The following is a 17,243-nucleotide window of genomic DNA, read 5'->3' on the forward strand; positions in this document are numbered from 1 at the left end:
TTTTGTTTCGAAAAGAAAGCACCAAATGAAAAAGACCACTGGAACTGGAAAAGCAGTAGTTTATCAAGTATTTACCAGATTGTTCGGAAATACCAATACCACCAATAAACCTTGGGGGACCATTGAGGAAAATGGGGTGGGCAAATTAAGTGACTTTACTCAAAAAGCTTTAAAGGAAATAAAGGGTCTGGGGGTAAGCCATATTTGGTATACGGGCATACCCCACCATGCCCTTATAAGGGACTATACAGCATACGGCATCTCCAATGACGATCCGGATATTGTTAAGGGCCGGGCGGGTTCGCCATATGCCGTAAAGGATTATTACAGCGTTAACCCCGATCTGGCCAATGACCCCCACAATAGGAATTTGGAATTCAAGGAACTGTTGTCCAGAAGTCATAAGGCAGGTCTAAAAGTGATTATAGATATAGTTCCCAACCATATTGCCAGAAAATACGAAGGCAAGAACAACCCTAAAGGGGTAGTGGATTTTGGCGCCAATGACAATACCAGTGTGGTCTATGACAAGGACAATAATTTTTATTACAATCCAGGGGAATCTTTTTTGGTTCCGGATTGGCGCAATGGCTACCAACCTTTGGGAGGGGAGAACATCAACTTGGCCGATGGCAAATTTTCCGAAAACCCGGCAAAATGGACTGGAAATGGTTCCCGTTTGTCCAAACCCGATTTTAATGATTGGTATGAGACCGTAAAGATCAATTACGGAATTAGTCCGGACGGACATAGGGATTTTGCAAGCCTACCTGAAGATTTTGGCCATAAAAACTTTTCTGAACATTTTGAATTCTGGAAAAATAAAGAAGTCCCCGATTCCTGGATAAAATTTAGGGATATTGCCCTTTACTGGTTGGATGTAGGGGTGGACGGATTTCGTTATGACATGGCCGAAATGGTTCCAGTAGAATTCTGGAGTTTTATGAATTCGTCCATAAAAATGAAAAATCCGGATGCATTTTTAATGGCAGAAGTATACAATCCACAGCTATACCGGGATTATATCTTTAAGGGAAAAATGGACTATCTCTATGACAAGGTAGAGTTTTATGACTCTTTAAAACATATTATGCAGGGACACGGCTGGACCGATCATATCCCGGTAGTCCAAAACGGACTCATGGATATTGAACACCATATGCTACATTTTCTGGAGAATCATGACGAACAGCGGATTGCCTGTCCCGAATTTTTGGGAAATGCCGAAAAAGCCAAACCAGGTATGGTGGTTTCGGCAACCATAAGCACCTCGCCTACCATGATCTACTTTGGGCAGGAAGTAGGGGAACCGGCCGCCGAAAGTCCCGGATTTGGATCCCCTAGTAGAACCTCCATCTTCGATTATGTTGGGGTGCCCCATTTTCAACGCTGGGTTAACAATAAAAAATTTGATGGAGGGCAATTGTCCCCAAAAGAAAAAGAGCTAAGGACATTTTACAGGAACTTGCTCAATTTCACCATTAACAGTAGCGCTTTAATGGGAAAATACAAGGATATTCATTTTTATAACAAAGATCATACAGAATATTATAATCATAGGGTTTTATCCTTTGTTAGATGGTCCGAGAACGAAAAACTCATTATTATTTCTAATTTTGATGCTGGTCAGACCTTTGGGTTCGATCTAAAGTTGCCGAGGGAAATTATCAGGGAATGGGGGCTACAGGACAGCACCTACCAGATGAAGGACGAATTGTTCAAAGAAAAAGAATTGTCCCTGTTTGTGGAAAACCAAATTGGGCATATAAGAATTGACATACAGCCCTTGGAATCCTTAATTTTAAGTATAATTTAGATGAATAGCATTACATTATGAAAACATCATCATTAGTTGGATCTTACTTCCTTTTACTATTAATTATAAGTTGTAACAATATGAATAAACCCTTGGTTATTGGCCATAGAGGTGCCATGGGACATGAAACGGAGAACACTTTGGCGTCCATACAAAAAGCTATCGATCTGGGGGTGGACATGATAGAAATTGATGTGTTCAAAATAAAGAGCGGAGAAACTGTAGTGTTTCACGATAAGGAAGTGGAAAGACTTACGGACAGTATTGGAAAAATAGAGGATTATAATTTTGAAGACCTACAGAAACTAACCTTGATAGGGAATCATAAAATACCAACCCTGCAGGAAGTCCTAAACCTTATAGATAAAAGAGTACAGTTGAACATAGAACTCAAAGGATCCAATACTGCGGACAGAGTCAATTTTATCATGAACTACTACATAAAGGAAAAGGGTTGGTCTATGGATAAGTTTATAATTTCAAGCTTTAAATGGGACGAACTCAGGACCATGCGTACACTAAATGCCGAGGTACCCATTGCGATCCTTATAAGCGGCGACCCATTGGAAGCTTTGGATATTGCACAGGAACTGCATGCCACGGCCATTAATCCCTATTTTGAAGACCTGACTTTGGAGAACGTAAATGAAATAAAAAAGGCGGGATTTAAAGTTTATCCATGGACCGTAAATGAACCGGAAGAAATTGAGGCCATAGAGAGATTGGGGGTAGATGGCATAATCACCAATTATCCAGAACGCATCAATTAATGTTCGATGTAATAGTTTTAGGAGGAGGTGCCGCTGGTTTCTATGGGGCTATACACATAGCAGAACGCAACCCCAAGTTAAAGATAGCCATCCTGGAACGTGGCAAAGAGGTGCTTACCAAGGTAAAGGTTTCCGGTGGGGGCCGTTGCAACGTTGCCCATGCCGAATTTGACCCTAGGGAAATTTCCAAAAATTATCCCAGGGGAGAGCGGGAACTTGTTGGTCCGTTTCATACCTATTGTAGTGGTGACACCATGGCCTTTTTTGAAAAAAGGGGCATACAATTGAATATTGAGGCGGATGGACGAATGTTTCCCGCTACCAATTCATCCCAAACCATTATAGACTGCTTTCTTCAGGAAACGGACCGCTTGGGTATCAAAGTCCTTAAGAACAGTTCCATTATTGGGATAACATCGCTGGACGGAAATACAGCAAAAGGGGATTACTCTTGGGCAATTAAAACAATCCGAAACACCTACCAGGCCAAAAAAATATTGGTCGCTACCGGTAGCAATCCTAAAATATGGGAATTATTAAGGCAAATGGGACATACAATTATAGCGCCCGTACCCTCCCTTTTCACATTTAATATTAAGGATGACCGAATAACCGGCATACAAGGGGTAAGTACCAATGCCAATATCCAGATTATCCCCTCTAAGGTAAACAATGGAAAATTTAAGGCCGCTTTAAAAAAATATTCCATACAGTCTTCCGATCTGGAGTCCGAAGGCCCCCTTTTAATTACACATTGGGGAATGAGCGGTCCGGGCATTTTAAGGTTATCTGCTTGGGGAGCACGTATATTGCACGAGTTGAATTATAATTTTTCAATAAAAATAAACTGGCTACCTGCCTATCATGAAGAGGGGTTATTAAGACAGCTTCAGCAAATAAAGGAAATTGAAGGAAAGAAAACCATACTACGCACCAAAGCATTTGATCTGCCAAAACGCTTGTGGGGAAGTCTGGTAAAGGCAGCGCAAATTTCGGATTCCGATAAATGGGCCGATATTTCCAAAATTCAACTACAAAACTTGGCAAAACAATTAACGGGTTCCACCTTTAGGGTAACTGGTAAAAGTACGTTTAAGGAAGAGTTTGTCACAGCCGGTGGGGTAGACCTAAAGGAAATAAATTTCAAGACCTACGAAAGCAAAATTCACCCAGGGCTCTATTTTGCCGGAGAAGTGATAAATGTAGATGCCATTACGGGCGGATTCAATTTTCAAAATGCCTGGACCGGGGCGTATATTGCCGCCCAGGCCATTGCCAAACCATAATACAGGGCTAACTCAACAATATCATTAGCAAAGCGGCCAATATAGCTCCAATAATAGGACCTACAATAGGAATCCATGCGTAACCCCAATCGCTGCCACCCTTGCCTTTAATGGGCATTATAGCGTGCATTATTCGGGGCCCCAGATCCCTTGCCGGATTAATGGCGTAGCCTGTGGTACCTCCCAAGGAAAGCCCAATTCCCCACACCAAAAACGCAACGGGAAGGGCACCCAAAGACCCTAGTCCTATAACTGTTTCCGTATCGGTTATGGTGGCATCCGTAAAATAAAGGACTACAAATACCAAGGTAAAGGTACCCACCACTTCACTAAATAGATTATTAATGGGGTTTCTAATGGCCGGAGCAGTAAAAAATACCGCTTTTTTGGTATCCTGGTCCTCTGTGGCATCAAAATGATCCTTGTAGAATAGCCAAACGATCAAAGCGCCCAGCATGGCCCCTAGAAATTGTCCCAGCACATAAATGGGGACCGAAGCCCATTCAAACCTTTCGGCCATGGCCAAGCCTATACTAACGGCCGGATTTAAATGTGCCCCGCTATAGGGTGCGGCCACTGCCACCCCAACATATACGGCCAAACCCCAAGCGGTGGTGATGACCATCCAGCCCGAATCGTTGGATTTTGTTTTGTTCAGGATTACGTTGGCAACAACCCCGCCCCCTAAAAGGATCAGGAAAAAAGTGCCGATAATTTCAGCAATAAATGGAGTCATAGTTGGTTGGTTTAATTATTATTCTCCTAGTTTGGACCAGTATTCTACAGCATCAATGGCCCTATACCAGCCTTTAATATTTTGTTCTATTTCCTTTCTTTCCGTTGTGGGGTCAAAATTGGCATCGACTTGCCAAATTTCCTGAATCTCTTCCAGACTTTCCCAGAATCCGACCGCCAAACCAGCCAAATAAGCTGCCCCCATAACCGTAGTCTCTATCACTTTTGGTCTTACGGTAGAGGTATTCAGCACATCGGCCTGAAACTGCATCAGCAAATTATTGACAGTAGCTCCCCCATCGACCCTTAATTCCTTAATAGAAATTTTGGAATCCGCCTCCATCGCCTTTAAGACATCCATGGTCTGAAACGCAATGGATTCCAAAGCTGCCCTTGCCATATGGGCATCGGTACTACCCCTGGTAAGTCCAAAAATACTTCCTTTGGCATGTTGGTTCCAGTAGGGCGCACCCAAGCCTGCAAAAGCGGGCACCAAATAGACCCCTTCCGCACTGTCTACGGAAGCAGCCAGCATTTCTACATCTCCAGACCTCTTAATAATTTTCAAGCCATCCCTCAGCCATTGTACAACGGCACCCGCAATAAAAATACTTCCTTCCAAGGCATAGTGGGTTTTGCCCTTAATGGTCCATGCCACCGTGGTCAGCAGATTATTTTCGGAAACAATAGGCTTTTCCCCAATGTTCATTAACATAAAGCAACCGGTACCATACGTATTTTTGACCATTCCCGGCTTGGTACACATTTGTCCAAATAGTGCCGCCTGTTGATCACCAGCGATTCCGGCAATAGGTATTTTACTTGCAAAGAAATTGGGATTGGTGTTGCCATAGAGTTCACTGGACTGCTTTACTTGTGGCAACATGCTCTTTGGAATCGTAAAAAGCTCCAACAACTCATCATCCCATTCCAAAGTATTAATATTAAAAAGCAATGTTCTAGAGGCATTGGTAACATCGGTGATGTGCAGTTCGCCTTTGGTCATATTCCAAATTAACCACGAATCTATGGTGCCCATGACCAGCTCTCCTGCTTCAGCTTTTTTCCTGGCCCCTTCCACATTGTCCAAGATCCATTTTACTTTGGTGCCAGAAAAATAGGAGTCGATTACCAAGCCCGTTTTTTCCCTAATCAGCTTGGATTTTCCTTGACCCTTTAACTCATCACAATAGTTGGAAGTCCTCTTATCCTGCCAAACAATGGCATTATATATGGGCTTGCCGGTCTTCCTATCCCATACTACTACCGTTTCCCTTTGGTTTGTGATCCCGATGGCAGCAATATCCGCTCCGTAAATCCCTTGTTTGGTAGTGGCTTCTGCAGCCGTACTGACCTGGGAAGACCAAATTTCCAAGGGATCGTGCTCTACCCAACCAGGTTTCGGAAAATACTGTGTAAATTCTTTTTGGGCCACCGAAACGATGTTACCCTTTTTATCAAAAACAACGGATCTAGAACTCGTTGTACCTTGGTCCAGCGCCAGTATATATTTCTCCATATGGGTGGGATAAATTTTAAATGGGTATCAAGATAACAAAATATAGACACTAAATTTGAAAAATTAATACCCAAACCCAATACATTTTAACAATAGTACTTTTTTCCGCTTAGGAAAAACTTAGATGTTATTCTACCAATCCCCAAATATTTTTGATCTGGAATATTGTTATTTTTATAGCTCGGTATTTAAATAGGGCATAGATGACAAATTATATTGTTCTGCTTAGGGGAATCAATGTAAGTGGGCAAAGAAAAATTAAGATGTCCCAGTTAAGGGCAATGTTGGAAGCATTGGGGTTTTCTGAGGTAAGCACCTATATACAAAGCGGAAATATTGTTCTAAAAAGCGCTTTGCCCATGTCTACAGAAGTTGCCCAAATCATCAAAGAGGGTATATACAAGACTTTTGGCTTTGACGTCCACGTACTGGCCAAGACCATGCCCGAGCTGGAAGAAATCATTCAACGATCCCCATTTAGAACACTGGATGAATCGGAATCGAAAAAATGGTACTATGTGCTGCTGCAAGAAACTCCCAAAACGGAATTGATCAATAGCCTACAACAAGAAAAGTTTCCCAATGAACAGTTCACCATTGCCACAAACTGCGTCTACCTCAGCTGTGATCAAGGCTATGGAAAAACAAAATGTGATACTAATTTTTTTGAAAATAAACTGAAGGTAAGCGCTACTACTAGAAACCATAGGACCATGATGAAGCTACTGGAAATGGGGAAACAAATTAGTAAACAGTGATCAGTAGTCAGTAGTCAGTAGTCAGCAGTCAGTAGTTAGTAAAAAGAAATCCTTCTCAAGAGTTTTGTGTGAAACAGAAATAGCTAGTGTAAACTACCCAAGAGTTCGGGTCAGTTCATTTTTTGCATCGCCCAAAAAACGACTAGGGCCGATAAACCAAGGTACAGTGTACCTTGGTTTAGAGGAGCCAGCCGTAGCCAAGGCCACCTTTTTACACAGAACTACTCCCCAGTGTGAAAACTCCTTGCTTTACTACTATAATAAAAATAGGCCGTTTCTTTGTTCCATCAATTCATTTAGTGTTTATAAATCAATGTCCGGTTTGAATACTCCTGTATTTTGTACCGGTAGTCTATTGTCAAGTGATTCTTATTCCGTCGTGAAGATGAAATGGCATCGGTCCATAAAATCACGAGATTATAAGGACCACCTAGTGAAGAAGGGTCTTTTCTCTTACACTTTCAATACAAGGCAAGAAAAAAGTTAATTCAATTCCCAAATCTTATAATTCAGGGCGGTGGCAAAACATACCCAAAGCAAATAAGGGATCAATAAATAGGCAGCTGTGGTACTCACCACTTTAAACCACTTGATTGTAAAGATTAGAAGTACCAATAGGGCCAGAATAACAAGCAAGGCTGCGAAAGGATTCTTAAACCCAAAGAAAATAATGCTCCAAAGTGCATTGAACAGCAATTGAATGCCGAAATGGTATAAGGCTGTTTTTACCCAAATATGATAAAACCCTTTTGCCCAAACAATCCCGGCCGCTACTCCCATCATTATATAAAGAACGGTCCAGACGGGGGCAAAAATCCAATTAGGCGGATTAAAACTTGGCTTATTCAATTCCAAATACCAATCATTTACCGAAGATTGTGTAGCAAAACTGGATAAAAATCCTATGGTTAGGCACACGGCGACAGAAATGGCGATATAGGTTAGTTGCTTTTTCAAGTATTGGTTGTTTACGCCCTAAATTAACAATTTATTTTAACAGGATCTACAGTAAAACTACTTAAAAGCTATCTTTGCAAAAATTGTTTCCAATATGACCCATAAAGACTTTATCCCTTCCTCTTACGCCACATACATCACGGAAGGAAAAGTTACTTATAAATCGCCCAGTAATATCGCCTTGGTAAAATACTGGGGGAAAAAGGAACATCAGATTCCCGCCAACCCATCCATCAGCTTTACCTTGGATACCTGTGCTACCACCACAACCCTCAGCTATAAAAAATTAAAGAACAAAGCATCCGACTTTTCTTTCGACCTTTTATTCGAAGGCAGGCCCAAAGAAGATTTTAAACCCAAAATAAGCACATTTTTTAAGAGAACGGAACCCTATTTGCCCTTTTTAAAGGCCTATCATTTTACCATAGAGACCTCCAATTCCTTTCCCCACAGCAGTGGTATTGCCTCCTCGGCCAGCGGAATGTCGGCCTTGGCACTGTGCCTTATGGAATTGGAAAGGGAACTGAACCCCCATATGGAAACCGATTTTTTTAACAGAAAGGCTTCTTTTTTGGCCCGATTGGGGTCTGGGAGTGCCTGTAGGAGTATTGAAGGGGACATTATGCAATGGGGATTACATAAGGACACTATAAACAGTTCCGATCTTTATGCCATAAGATATCCCTATAAAGTGCACCCCGTTTTTAAAAACTATCAGGATACCATCCTTTTGGTGGACAAAGGATCCAAACAAGTGAGCAGTAGTCTTGGCCACAATTTAATGCACGATCACCCATTTGCGGAAGAACGGTTCGACCAAGCGCATAAAAATCTGACCAAATTAAAAAGGGTTTTTGAAGAGGGAAATTTATTGGAATTTATCAAACTAGTAGAAAGTGAAGCCCTCACCCTACACGCCATGATGATGACTAGCATGCCGTATTTTATATTGATGAAACCCAATACCTTGGAGATTATCAATAAAATATGGGCCTTTCGGGCATCGTCCAAAACCCATGTATGTTTTACCTTGGATGCGGGGGCAAATGTGCATGTGCTTTATCCTGAAAACGAAAAGGAAGAAGTTTATCAATTTATTAGTAATGAGTTGGTTGCATATTGTGAAAACGGGCAGTATATTTGCGATCAAATTGGAAATGGGGCGAAAAAGCTGTAATTTTCATATGAAAAATGGATAATTAATAGCCTTATAATACGTTAATTGTTCAATTGCATCTGTTGTTAATTTAATGCCTTTGCATGAATTTTAATTATTTATGTTTATCTTAAAGATATGAAAGGACCGTTGTTTTACTCTAAAATTTTACTTTTTGGGGAATATGGAATCATAAAGGATTCCAAAGGGCTTTCCATACCCTATAATTTTTTTAAGGGAGCACTAAAATCAAAAAATAAGGATTCCGAGGCGGCAAGGAAGTCGAACGCCAGCCTTAGGGCCTTTGCAGAATATTTAAAAGACCTGCAGCAGAAAGACCAGGAATTGGTAACTTTTGATCTGGAGGCATTGAACAAGGATGTAGCTGACGGAATGTATTTTGACAGTTCCATTCCGCAGGGATATGGCGTAGGAAGTAGTGGCGCCCTGGTGGCGGCCGTTTACGATAAGTATGCCATTGAAAAAATTACCGTTTTAGAGAATCTTACCAGGGAAAAACTATTAAAATTGAAGGCTATTTTCGGGAAAATGGAATCGTTTTTCCACGGAAAATCCTCAGGCCTTGATCCCTTGAACAGCTATCTAAGCCTGCCTATACTTATAAATTCACAGGATAATATAGAATCTACCAGTATTCCATCCCAGAACCTGGATGGCAAGGGAGCCGTGTTCCTATTGGACAGTGGCAGCACTGGAGAAACCGCGCCAATGGTACATTTGTTCATGGAACAAATGAAACATGAAGGATTCCGGGCCATGCTAAAGGATCAGTTTATTAAGCATACGGATGCCTGCGTAGAGGATTTTATAAACGGGAACGTAAAATCGTTGTTCGGGAATTTAAAACAGTTGTCGCATGTGGTTCTTGATAATTTCAAGCCCATGATACCTGTGGAATTCCATAAACTATGGAAACAGGGAATAGATACCAACGACTATTATTTAAAACTCTGTGGCTCCGGTGGCGGAGGCTATATTTTAGGATTTACCGAAGACATCAACAAAGCCAAAAAAGCCCTGAAGGGCTATAATTTAGAAGTGGTATACAACTTCTAACAACCTCCTTTATGCTTAGTAGAAAAAACAAGCTCTTGCTATTAAAGTTTCTGAGCCTGTTTTCTGTGGTCCGGGGATACAACATTCTTATGATCATTTTGGCACAGTACCTGGCCTCCATTTATATTTTAGCTCCCCATTTACCCTTAAGAAAGGTTGTTTTTGATGGAAACCTATTTGTTATTGTGCTCAGTTCCGCCTTGGTCATTGCGGCAGGATATATCATCAATAATTTCTACGATGCGGAAAAGGACCTGATCAACAAACCTAGAAAGAGTATGCTGGATCGATTGGTGAGTCAGCGTACCAAACTAACCACCTACTTTGTTCTAAATTTTCTTTCGGTTATTTTTGCCAGCTATGTTTCCTTTAAGGCGGTTGTATTCTTTTCTGCCTATATTTTTGGCATTTGGTTCTATTCGCACAAATTAAAGAAAGTACCATTTTTGGGCAATTTTGTTTCGGCCACCTTGGCCATTGCCCCCTTTTTCGCCGTTTTTGTGTATTACAAGAACTTCGACACTGTAATTTTTGTGCATGCCCTCTTTCTTTTCCTATTGATATTGGCCAGGGAAATGATCAAAGACCTGGAAAATATAGCCGGGGATATGGCCCAAAACTATAAGACCATTCCCATATTGTACGGCGCCAAGTTTTCCAAGACCTGTATCGCTATTTTGATTGGCCTAACGTTGCTTCCCTCCTTTCTCCTGATCGAATATTTTGATGTAGGCTATATGTACCTCTATTTTATTGGCTGTATTTTTTTGTTGATGGGATTTTTAGTCCTTTTGGTAAAATCGAACAGCAAAAAACACTATGTATGGCTGCATAACATTCTAAAGCTGATCATTATACTGGGCGTGTTCAGTATTTTATTGATCAATGTAGATCTGGTATTGAACAGAATTCTCTAAGAATCGCTAATAACCGCTACAATAGCTTAAACATACCATTTCCTTTGCTACCTTTGCAATAAATTATAGTACATATGAGTAGGTCAGATTCCAATAACGACAAAAAAGCATCAGGAAGACAAGGGGGCACTTTTAGAAAAAAGAGCCATGCACGGGGCAACGCACCTATAAGAAAGAAAATGGACGCAAAGCCGCCATCCGATCCCAACGTAATGCGTCTAAATCGTTATGTAGCCAACTCTGGGGTATGTTCGCGTAGGGACGCGGATATTTATATAGCTGCCGGTAACATCACTGTAAATGGCAAGCCAATTACCGAAATGGGCTACAAGGTAAAACTGACCGATGAAGTAAAATTTGATGGCCGTTTGCTAAATCCGGAGAAAAAGGAGTACGTGCTGCTGAACAAGCCCAAGGATTTTGTTACCTCTCCAAAGGATGAGCACGGCAAAAGAACTGTGGCCTCCCTTATTTCCAATGCTTCCAAATCCAAACTTTCGGTGGTTGGGAGAATGGACAAGAACACTACCGGTCTCTTATTATTTACAAATGATGGGGAAATGACGAAGCGACTTACGAAACCGAAAAACGGACTTCGTAAAATATACCATGTAGAGCTGAACAAAAACTTAAGGGGCGAAGACCTTATTAAGATCAAGGAAGGCATTTCTATAGACGATAGCGTGGTTAAGGTAGATGACGTTAGTTTTATTGAAAACGCACCCAAGCGCGAGGTAGGGATAGAATTGAAAAGCACCCGTAACAAAATTGTACGCCGAATCTTTGAGGAATTGGAATACGAGGTCGTAAAATTGGATAGGGTGGTCTATGCCGGACTCACCAAAAAAGATCTTCCCCGTGGGCATTGGAGACATCTTACCGAACAGGAAGTCATTAATTTGGGAATGATAAAATAGGGTCCAAAGCCTGTTTTCATTACCATCATTATTATAAGGTTCATAAAATTTTGTTGATATTTAGCATTAAATAACCAACTATGAATACTAAAAAAATAATCGGAATCCTTCTAATAATTGGTGGCTTGGCCCTAGGGTATTCGGGTTTGAATAAAATAGAAAATAGTGGGGCCTCTATAAAGGTGTTGGATATAGAACTCGATGTTTCAGATAAAGGGAGCAAACAACAGGGATATCTCTATTTAGGTTTAGGTATACTTTTGGTTGCCGGAGGAGTTTATACGGTGAATAAAAAATAACACCTTAGAATCCTAATCTTAAGGTAAATTGAATTAGACAGGGCTATATATTATTTAGGAAGGGAACTGAAACAGATACTTTTACCATTTCTAAAGGGGCATTGCAATAGATTTCGGATTGATATTCTAGAAAAAAACTACACTATTTTCCTTACCTATTCCGCTAAGAGAACATAGCGAGAAAATATCGTACATCTTGGGAGAAGTTCATCCTTTTTGGAAACAGCCCTCGGCCTTACATTAATCTATAATTGAGCGTCTGCCTAGTACAGGATAGGCACTGTGGAGCAATCTGGATATAGCAGTCGAAAATGGTCAATACCATCTTGCTTTAAAGCCCTCCCCCTAGCCCCCTCCCATGGAGGAGGAACAAACCTATCCTTAAATAGAATATTAGAACTAAGGTATTTCCAATACTTTGGTCAATGCGCCAAGGTCTTGAGCCTTCATTCCCATTCCCCTCCGTCTTCTCCTCCTTTAGTCTGTGAAGCCACCTTCCTGCTGTAGGCAGGTTTGAAGTGACAGACTTCGGACTTTTAACTTTCAACCTGTAACCTTCATACCCACAACCTCCAAGAGAGACAAAGAATTGCTATATTAGAGTTTCCATTAATAACAGTATTCTACAATTAAGGCCGTCCTTTACCGTCAATGATCAAAGAAATAGTCCCTTCCGAAATTTCCAATGCAGAAAAACTCCACGCGCTTTTCCAAGTCTCCTATCGCATCGAGGCTGAATTACTGGGCGTTACGGATTTTCCACCTTTACACAGAAGCATTTCGGAATTTCAAAATAGCACTACCCAGTTTTTTGGATTCTGGAAAGACGATGTTTTGGCCGCTGCAGTTGAAATAGACCCACTAAAAAACACTCTGGATATCTGTAGCCTGGTAGTACATCCAAAACATTTTAGGCAGGGAATTGCCCGTAAGCTGTTACTGTTCCTTGAAAATTATGACGATTACGAGACCCTTATTGTAGAAACCGGTTGGGCCAATACCCCAGCAATAGCCCTTTATAAAAAGTTTGGGTTTCAGGAAACAGGTGAATATATCGGTACGGGAGGCATCAAAAAAAAATGCTTTGGCAAAACAAAATAGGAAAATGGCACGTATTAAAACTTCAGGAAGCTTCAAAACTCTAGTGCTGATTTTTATAATTTTTTCCGTTGGAAATAGCTTTGGCCAAAGTTTGACCAACACCAAAATCAATGGCTACCGGGGCATTTGGTTCCAATTAAACCAGAAGTACGAGTATGGGGATAAATACTCGGGAGCACTGGGTACCTATACCGCAAAGCATGTGCCCTTGGCCATTTATGCCCCTGAAGTAGAAAAGACATTTTTTGTTTATGGGGGCACTCCAACAGAAGCTCAACACCACCTGCTCTGTATGATCGGGGAGTTCGATCATAAGACGGAAATGGTTTCCAAACCCACTGTAGTCTACGATAAAAATGGGGTAAACGACCCCCATGACAACCCTTCCATCCTAATCGATGCTTCAGGCTATATTTGGGTGTTTGTCAGTGGAAGGGGCACTAACAGGCCAGGTTATAAATACAAAAGCAAAACACCCTATTCCATACAGGAATTTGTACAGGTTACGGAAGAGGAAATGACCTACCCACAACCCAGGTATACCGATTTTGGCTTTTTTCATTTTTTTACAAAATATACCGGGGTACGCCAGCTCTATTATGAAACCAGCAAGGACGGGATCTCTTGGACCGAGGATAGATTGCTGGCCGCCATCCCTGAAAAGCAAGGTGAAAAGTCCGGCCATTACCAAGTGAGCGACCTTTATAATGGCCAACTTTTAGGAACCTTCCTAAACAGGCACCCCAATGGCAATGTGGATAAAAGGACGGACCTGTACTACCTTCAATCGGCCGACTTCGGAGCCACTTGGTCCACCGTTAATGGCCTAAAAATACCTATTCCGGTAGAAGAACTGGACAGTCCGGCCAAAGCGGTAGATTACGCCTCCCAAGAAAAAAATGTGTACCTAAAAGATATGGGCTTTGATGCTATGGGGAATCCGGCCTGCCTATATATTAGAAGTAATGGCCACGAGCCTGGCCCCAAAAGCGCCCCCTACGAATGGTGCATTACCAAATGGACCGGCACGGAATGGCAAACCTCAGTGGTTACCACCTCCGACCACAATTATGATATGGGGAGTCTCTTTATTAGCCAAGACCATTGGAAAATTGTGGGGCCTACGGAACAAGGGGCCCAGGATTGGGGAGTTGGCGGGGAATTGGCCATGTGGCAGTCTGAAGACCAAGGGGCAACCTGGAAAAAGATCAAGGTATTGACGGAACAGAGTATCATGAGCCATTCCTATGTACGCAAAGCCGTAAATTTTAAAGCCCCATTTTGCTTTTTCTGGGCCGATGGTCATTCGCACCAATCCAGTAAATCCGAACTCTATTTTGGCAATTTTAAGGGCAACATATGGAAAATGCCCTATACAATGACCGAAGATTTTGAGAAACCCATTAGAATCAAATGATTAACTTAGGACAACAATAGAAACAGATGAAAGCTATTATATGTGAAACCTATGGCCCACCCGAAAAAGTGGTCCGGATAACCGAAGTTCCTACCCCCTCGCCCAAAGACCATGAGATCTTAATAAAGGTCCATGCCACCACCGTAAACGACTACGACTGGAGTATAGTTAGAGGCAAGCCCTATATATACCGAATATTTTTCGGGCTATTTAAACCAAAACATGGCTTGGGCATGGAGTTATCGGGCACCGTCTCGGCTTTGGGGGCCAAGGCTACGAAATTCACTATTGGGGATGCGGTTATGGGCGACACCGCAGATTTTGGTTTTGGCACCTTTGCGGAATATATTTGTATTAACGAAAAGGCGGTGGTCCAAAAACCCCAGGCTTTAAGTTTTGAGGTAGCCGCAGCCATTCCACATGCCTCCTGCCTGGCGTTACAGGCCCTAAGGGACCTAGGAAAAATAAAAGAAGGCCAGAAAATTCTGATCAACGGTGGCGGTGGCGGCGTAGGGACCATTGGTCTGCAAATAGCCAAACTGTATAATTGTGAGGTTACAGGAGTGGATTCCCAAGAAAAATTGGCCATGATGACATCGCTTGGTTATGACCATGTGCTGGACTATAAAAAGGTGAATTTCACCAAGGCGGGGGAATTGTACGACCTCATCCTGGATTGTAGGTCCAACAAAGCTTCCCTTAGCTACCTAAAAGCCTTAAACCCCACTGGGCGATATGTTAGTATAGGGGGCAAGCCTTTGAACCTTATAGGGTTATTGTTATGGGGAAAACTTGTACCCCTTTTCAGTTCCAAGAGGTTAAAGATACTCGCCCTAAAATCGAATATTGGGTTGGATTATATCTGTGATCTGCTTGCGCAACAGAAAATTCGATGCCAGATAGATGGCCCATATCCATTGGAAGATGCCGGGCGCTTGCTCCAGTATTTTGGAGACGCAAAGCATAAGGGGAAAATAGTAATGACCACCAATTCCTAATCCCTTAAAAAATGACTCCAATTACCGACCTCGTTGAGAACATAGAACGCAAAGGGTTATGGACCAATGTCTTGGAATTGGATAGAAACCAATTTCTAAAGGTAAAGGGCAGTAAGGACACCAACCTCTATTGGGTGGTTCAGGGAAGTTTAAGAATTTATGTGGTGGAGGAAAATGAGGAACACACCATTAGGTTTGGCTATACCCATAATTTTATTACTGCTCTGGATTCCTTTTTGGATGAAAAACCTTCCGATCTCTATATACAGGCACTGAAAAAAACCACCGTTAAAGTCATTGACAAGGCCACTTTCATGGATTTAATGAAATCCACCCCAGAAAATACTACCACCTGGCAACTTATGTTGGAGCAATTGGTATTGCAACAAATGGAAAGGGAGCGGGATATTTTAACCGTGTCTCCCTTGGAAAGGTATACAAGGGTACTGAAGCGCTCTCCCCAACTCTTTCAGGAAATTCCCCACAAATACATAGCCTCCTATTTAAGAATGACCCCTGAAACGCTTTCCCGGATTAAAAAATCTTGATTTCAATCAATGATTTAGAGCTTTAAAATGCCAAAATTTGCCCTTAAAAATAAAGACATGCTTTCTAAGGATTTATTGAAGGATTTATTGGAGCGTACCCAGGAAAACAAAAACAAGGCCGAGAGCTTTACACACTTGCCTTTGGAAATTTTGAATTGGAAATCCTCCCCTGATAGTTGGAGTGTTTTGGAATGCCTGGAACACTTAAACCGCTATGGGGATTACTATATTCCTGAAATTGAAAAGCGGATAGCAACTTCCCAGCATCGGTCTACAGAAATTTTCAAAAGCGGATGGCTGGGCAACTATTTTGCTAAAACCATGCTTCCGCAGGAAAAGCTGAACAAAATGAAAACATTTAAGTCCATGAACCCCGTAGGCAGTGAGCTGAACATGGACACCCTTAAAAAATTTCTGAGCCAACAACAGGCCATCCTTAACCTATTGGACAAATCCAAAGCGGTAGACCTCAACAAGACCAAAACAGGCATTTCCATTTCCAAATGGATCCAACTTAGATTGGGAGATACCTTTAGGGTGGTCATCTACCACAATCAGCGCCACATGGCCCAAGCGGAAAGGGTATTAAGGGAGGCTAGCAGGTTATCCGTTTAGAAAGAAAGAATGTAGGTTTCACCTTATGGTCTCTAATGTCTACCTGAAATTTTATGGTCATAGCGAGAATACTTAGCCGGTAGCCAGGTATGGTGCGACAATCAGTTTTTGACTGACGAGACTGATAATAATTGGAGATGAACATCCTGCCGTGAAGTCCTCCCCCTAGCCCCCTCCCAAGGAGGGGGAATATGATCCATACTGTGCAAAGTCTCCTGTCTCGGCACTTCATAAACCCTTTCGCGAAAAATATCTAGCTGTGGGTTTCAATCCCTTCCGTCTTTTTTGTTTTCGCACTAAGCAATGATTATCCTGCCTTGAAGTCCTCCCCCTAGCCCCCTCCCAAGGAGGGGGAAT

17 protein-coding genes are annotated in these 17,243 nt (G+C 41.9%); 14 read left to right on the top strand and 3 right to left on the bottom strand.

Annotated features, from left to right (window positions below; all coding sequences use genetic code 11):
* Positions 1–25 precede the first annotated feature (25 nt).
* The 3 genes from B9Y87_RS10140 to B9Y87_RS10150 all read left to right on the top strand — a co-directional run bounded on the left by B9Y87_RS10140 (position 26) and on the right by B9Y87_RS10150 (position 3,872).
* The gene (locus B9Y87_RS10140) at positions 26–1,816 is read left to right on the top strand and encodes an alpha-amylase family protein (protein ID WP_085498715.1); all 1,791 of its coding nucleotides are present in this window, start codon (positions 26–28) and stop codon (positions 1,814–1,816) included.
* A gap of 80 nt (positions 1,817–1,896) precedes the next feature.
* Entirely contained in the window at positions 1,897–2,586 is a 690-nt protein-coding gene (locus B9Y87_RS10145; RefSeq protein ID WP_245808690.1) for a glycerophosphodiester phosphodiesterase, read from the top strand.
* A complete protein-coding gene (locus tag B9Y87_RS10150; protein ID WP_085498720.1) occupies positions 2,586–3,872 on the top strand; it encodes a BaiN/RdsA family NAD(P)/FAD-dependent oxidoreductase in 1,287 nt (428 codons plus the stop codon). The genes B9Y87_RS10145 and B9Y87_RS10150 overlap by 1 nt, the downstream gene beginning before the upstream one ends.
* Before the next feature lie 7 nt (positions 3,873–3,879).
* Here the strand turns inward: B9Y87_RS10150 and B9Y87_RS10155 are convergent, their stop codons facing one another.
* Together B9Y87_RS10155 and glpK are read right to left on the bottom strand one after the other, a co-directional pair.
* Positions 3,880–4,608 carry an MIP/aquaporin family protein gene (locus tag B9Y87_RS10155; RefSeq protein WP_085498722.1) on the bottom strand — a complete coding sequence of 243 codons (729 nt, stop codon included), beginning with the start codon at positions 4,606–4,608 and terminating at the stop codon, positions 3,880–3,882.
* 18 nt (positions 4,609–4,626) lie between these two features.
* On the bottom strand, positions 4,627–6,126 hold the full coding sequence (gene glpK / locus B9Y87_RS10160) for a glycerol kinase GlpK (RefSeq protein ID WP_085498724.1): 1,500 nt from the start codon (positions 6,124–6,126) through the stop codon (positions 4,627–4,629).
* A 203-nt stretch (positions 6,127–6,329) separates the two neighbouring features.
* Between glpK and B9Y87_RS10165 the strand changes: the two genes are divergently transcribed.
* Entirely contained in the window at positions 6,330–6,884 is a 555-nt protein-coding gene (locus tag B9Y87_RS10165) for a DUF1697 domain-containing protein (RefSeq protein ID WP_085498726.1), read from the top strand.
* A gap of 483 nt (positions 6,885–7,367) precedes the next feature.
* Here the strand turns inward: B9Y87_RS10165 and B9Y87_RS10170 are convergent, their stop codons facing one another.
* On the bottom strand, positions 7,368–7,841 hold the full coding sequence (locus B9Y87_RS10170) for a TspO/MBR family protein (RefSeq protein WP_085498727.1): 474 nt from the start codon (positions 7,839–7,841) through the stop codon (positions 7,368–7,370).
* A gap of 94 nt (positions 7,842–7,935) precedes the next feature.
* Here B9Y87_RS10170 and B9Y87_RS10175 point away from each other — a divergent pair, with 94 nt between their 5' ends.
* The 10 genes from B9Y87_RS10175 (at position 7,936) to B9Y87_RS10225 (ending at position 16,886) form a co-directional block, all read left to right on the top strand.
* The gene (locus tag B9Y87_RS10175; protein ID WP_085498729.1) at positions 7,936–9,018 is read left to right on the top strand and encodes a diphosphomevalonate decarboxylase; all 1,083 of its coding nucleotides are present in this window, start codon (positions 7,936–7,938) and stop codon (positions 9,016–9,018) included.
* A 117-nt stretch (positions 9,019–9,135) separates the two neighbouring features.
* Entirely contained in the window at positions 9,136–10,074 is a 939-nt protein-coding gene (locus tag B9Y87_RS10180; protein ID WP_085498730.1) for a mevalonate kinase family protein, read from the top strand.
* An 11-nt stretch (positions 10,075–10,085) separates the two neighbouring features.
* Positions 10,086–10,991, top strand: coding sequence for a geranylgeranylglycerol-phosphate geranylgeranyltransferase (locus B9Y87_RS10185; protein WP_085498732.1), 906 nt, complete (start codon positions 10,086–10,088; stop codon positions 10,989–10,991).
* A gap of 74 nt (positions 10,992–11,065) precedes the next feature.
* Positions 11,066–11,908 carry a pseudouridine synthase gene (locus B9Y87_RS10190; protein ID WP_085498733.1) on the top strand — a complete coding sequence of 281 codons (843 nt, stop codon included), beginning with the start codon at positions 11,066–11,068 and terminating at the stop codon, positions 11,906–11,908.
* Positions 11,909–11,988: 80 nt separating this feature from the next.
* Complete coding sequence (locus tag B9Y87_RS10195) at positions 11,989–12,207, top strand: hypothetical protein (RefSeq protein ID WP_085498735.1); 219 nt, start codon at positions 11,989–11,991, stop codon at positions 12,205–12,207.
* 651 nt (positions 12,208–12,858) lie between these two features.
* The gene (locus B9Y87_RS10205; protein ID WP_085498738.1) at positions 12,859–13,308 is read left to right on the top strand and encodes a GNAT family N-acetyltransferase; all 450 of its coding nucleotides are present in this window, start codon (positions 12,859–12,861) and stop codon (positions 13,306–13,308) included.
* Between the two features lie 4 nt (positions 13,309–13,312).
* On the top strand, positions 13,313–14,725 hold the full coding sequence (locus B9Y87_RS10210; protein ID WP_085498740.1) for a BNR-4 repeat-containing protein: 1,413 nt from the start codon (positions 13,313–13,315) through the stop codon (positions 14,723–14,725).
* A 26-nt stretch (positions 14,726–14,751) separates the two neighbouring features.
* Positions 14,752–15,723, top strand: coding sequence for an NAD(P)-dependent alcohol dehydrogenase (locus tag B9Y87_RS10215; protein WP_085498742.1), 972 nt, complete (start codon positions 14,752–14,754; stop codon positions 15,721–15,723).
* Between the two features lie 11 nt (positions 15,724–15,734).
* A complete protein-coding gene (locus B9Y87_RS10220) occupies positions 15,735–16,271 on the top strand; it encodes a Crp/Fnr family transcriptional regulator (RefSeq protein ID WP_085498743.1) in 537 nt (178 codons plus the stop codon).
* A gap of 57 nt (positions 16,272–16,328) precedes the next feature.
* Positions 16,329–16,886: a DinB family protein gene (locus tag B9Y87_RS10225; RefSeq protein WP_085499237.1), complete on the top strand. Its 558-nt coding sequence runs from the start codon at positions 16,329–16,331 to the stop codon at positions 16,884–16,886.
* The last annotated feature ends 357 nt before the right edge of the window (positions 16,887–17,243 follow it).

It is taken from the genome of Arenibacter troitsensis (assembly GCF_900177645.1).
GTDB lineage: Bacteria > Bacteroidota > Bacteroidia > Flavobacteriales > Flavobacteriaceae > Arenibacter > Arenibacter troitsensis.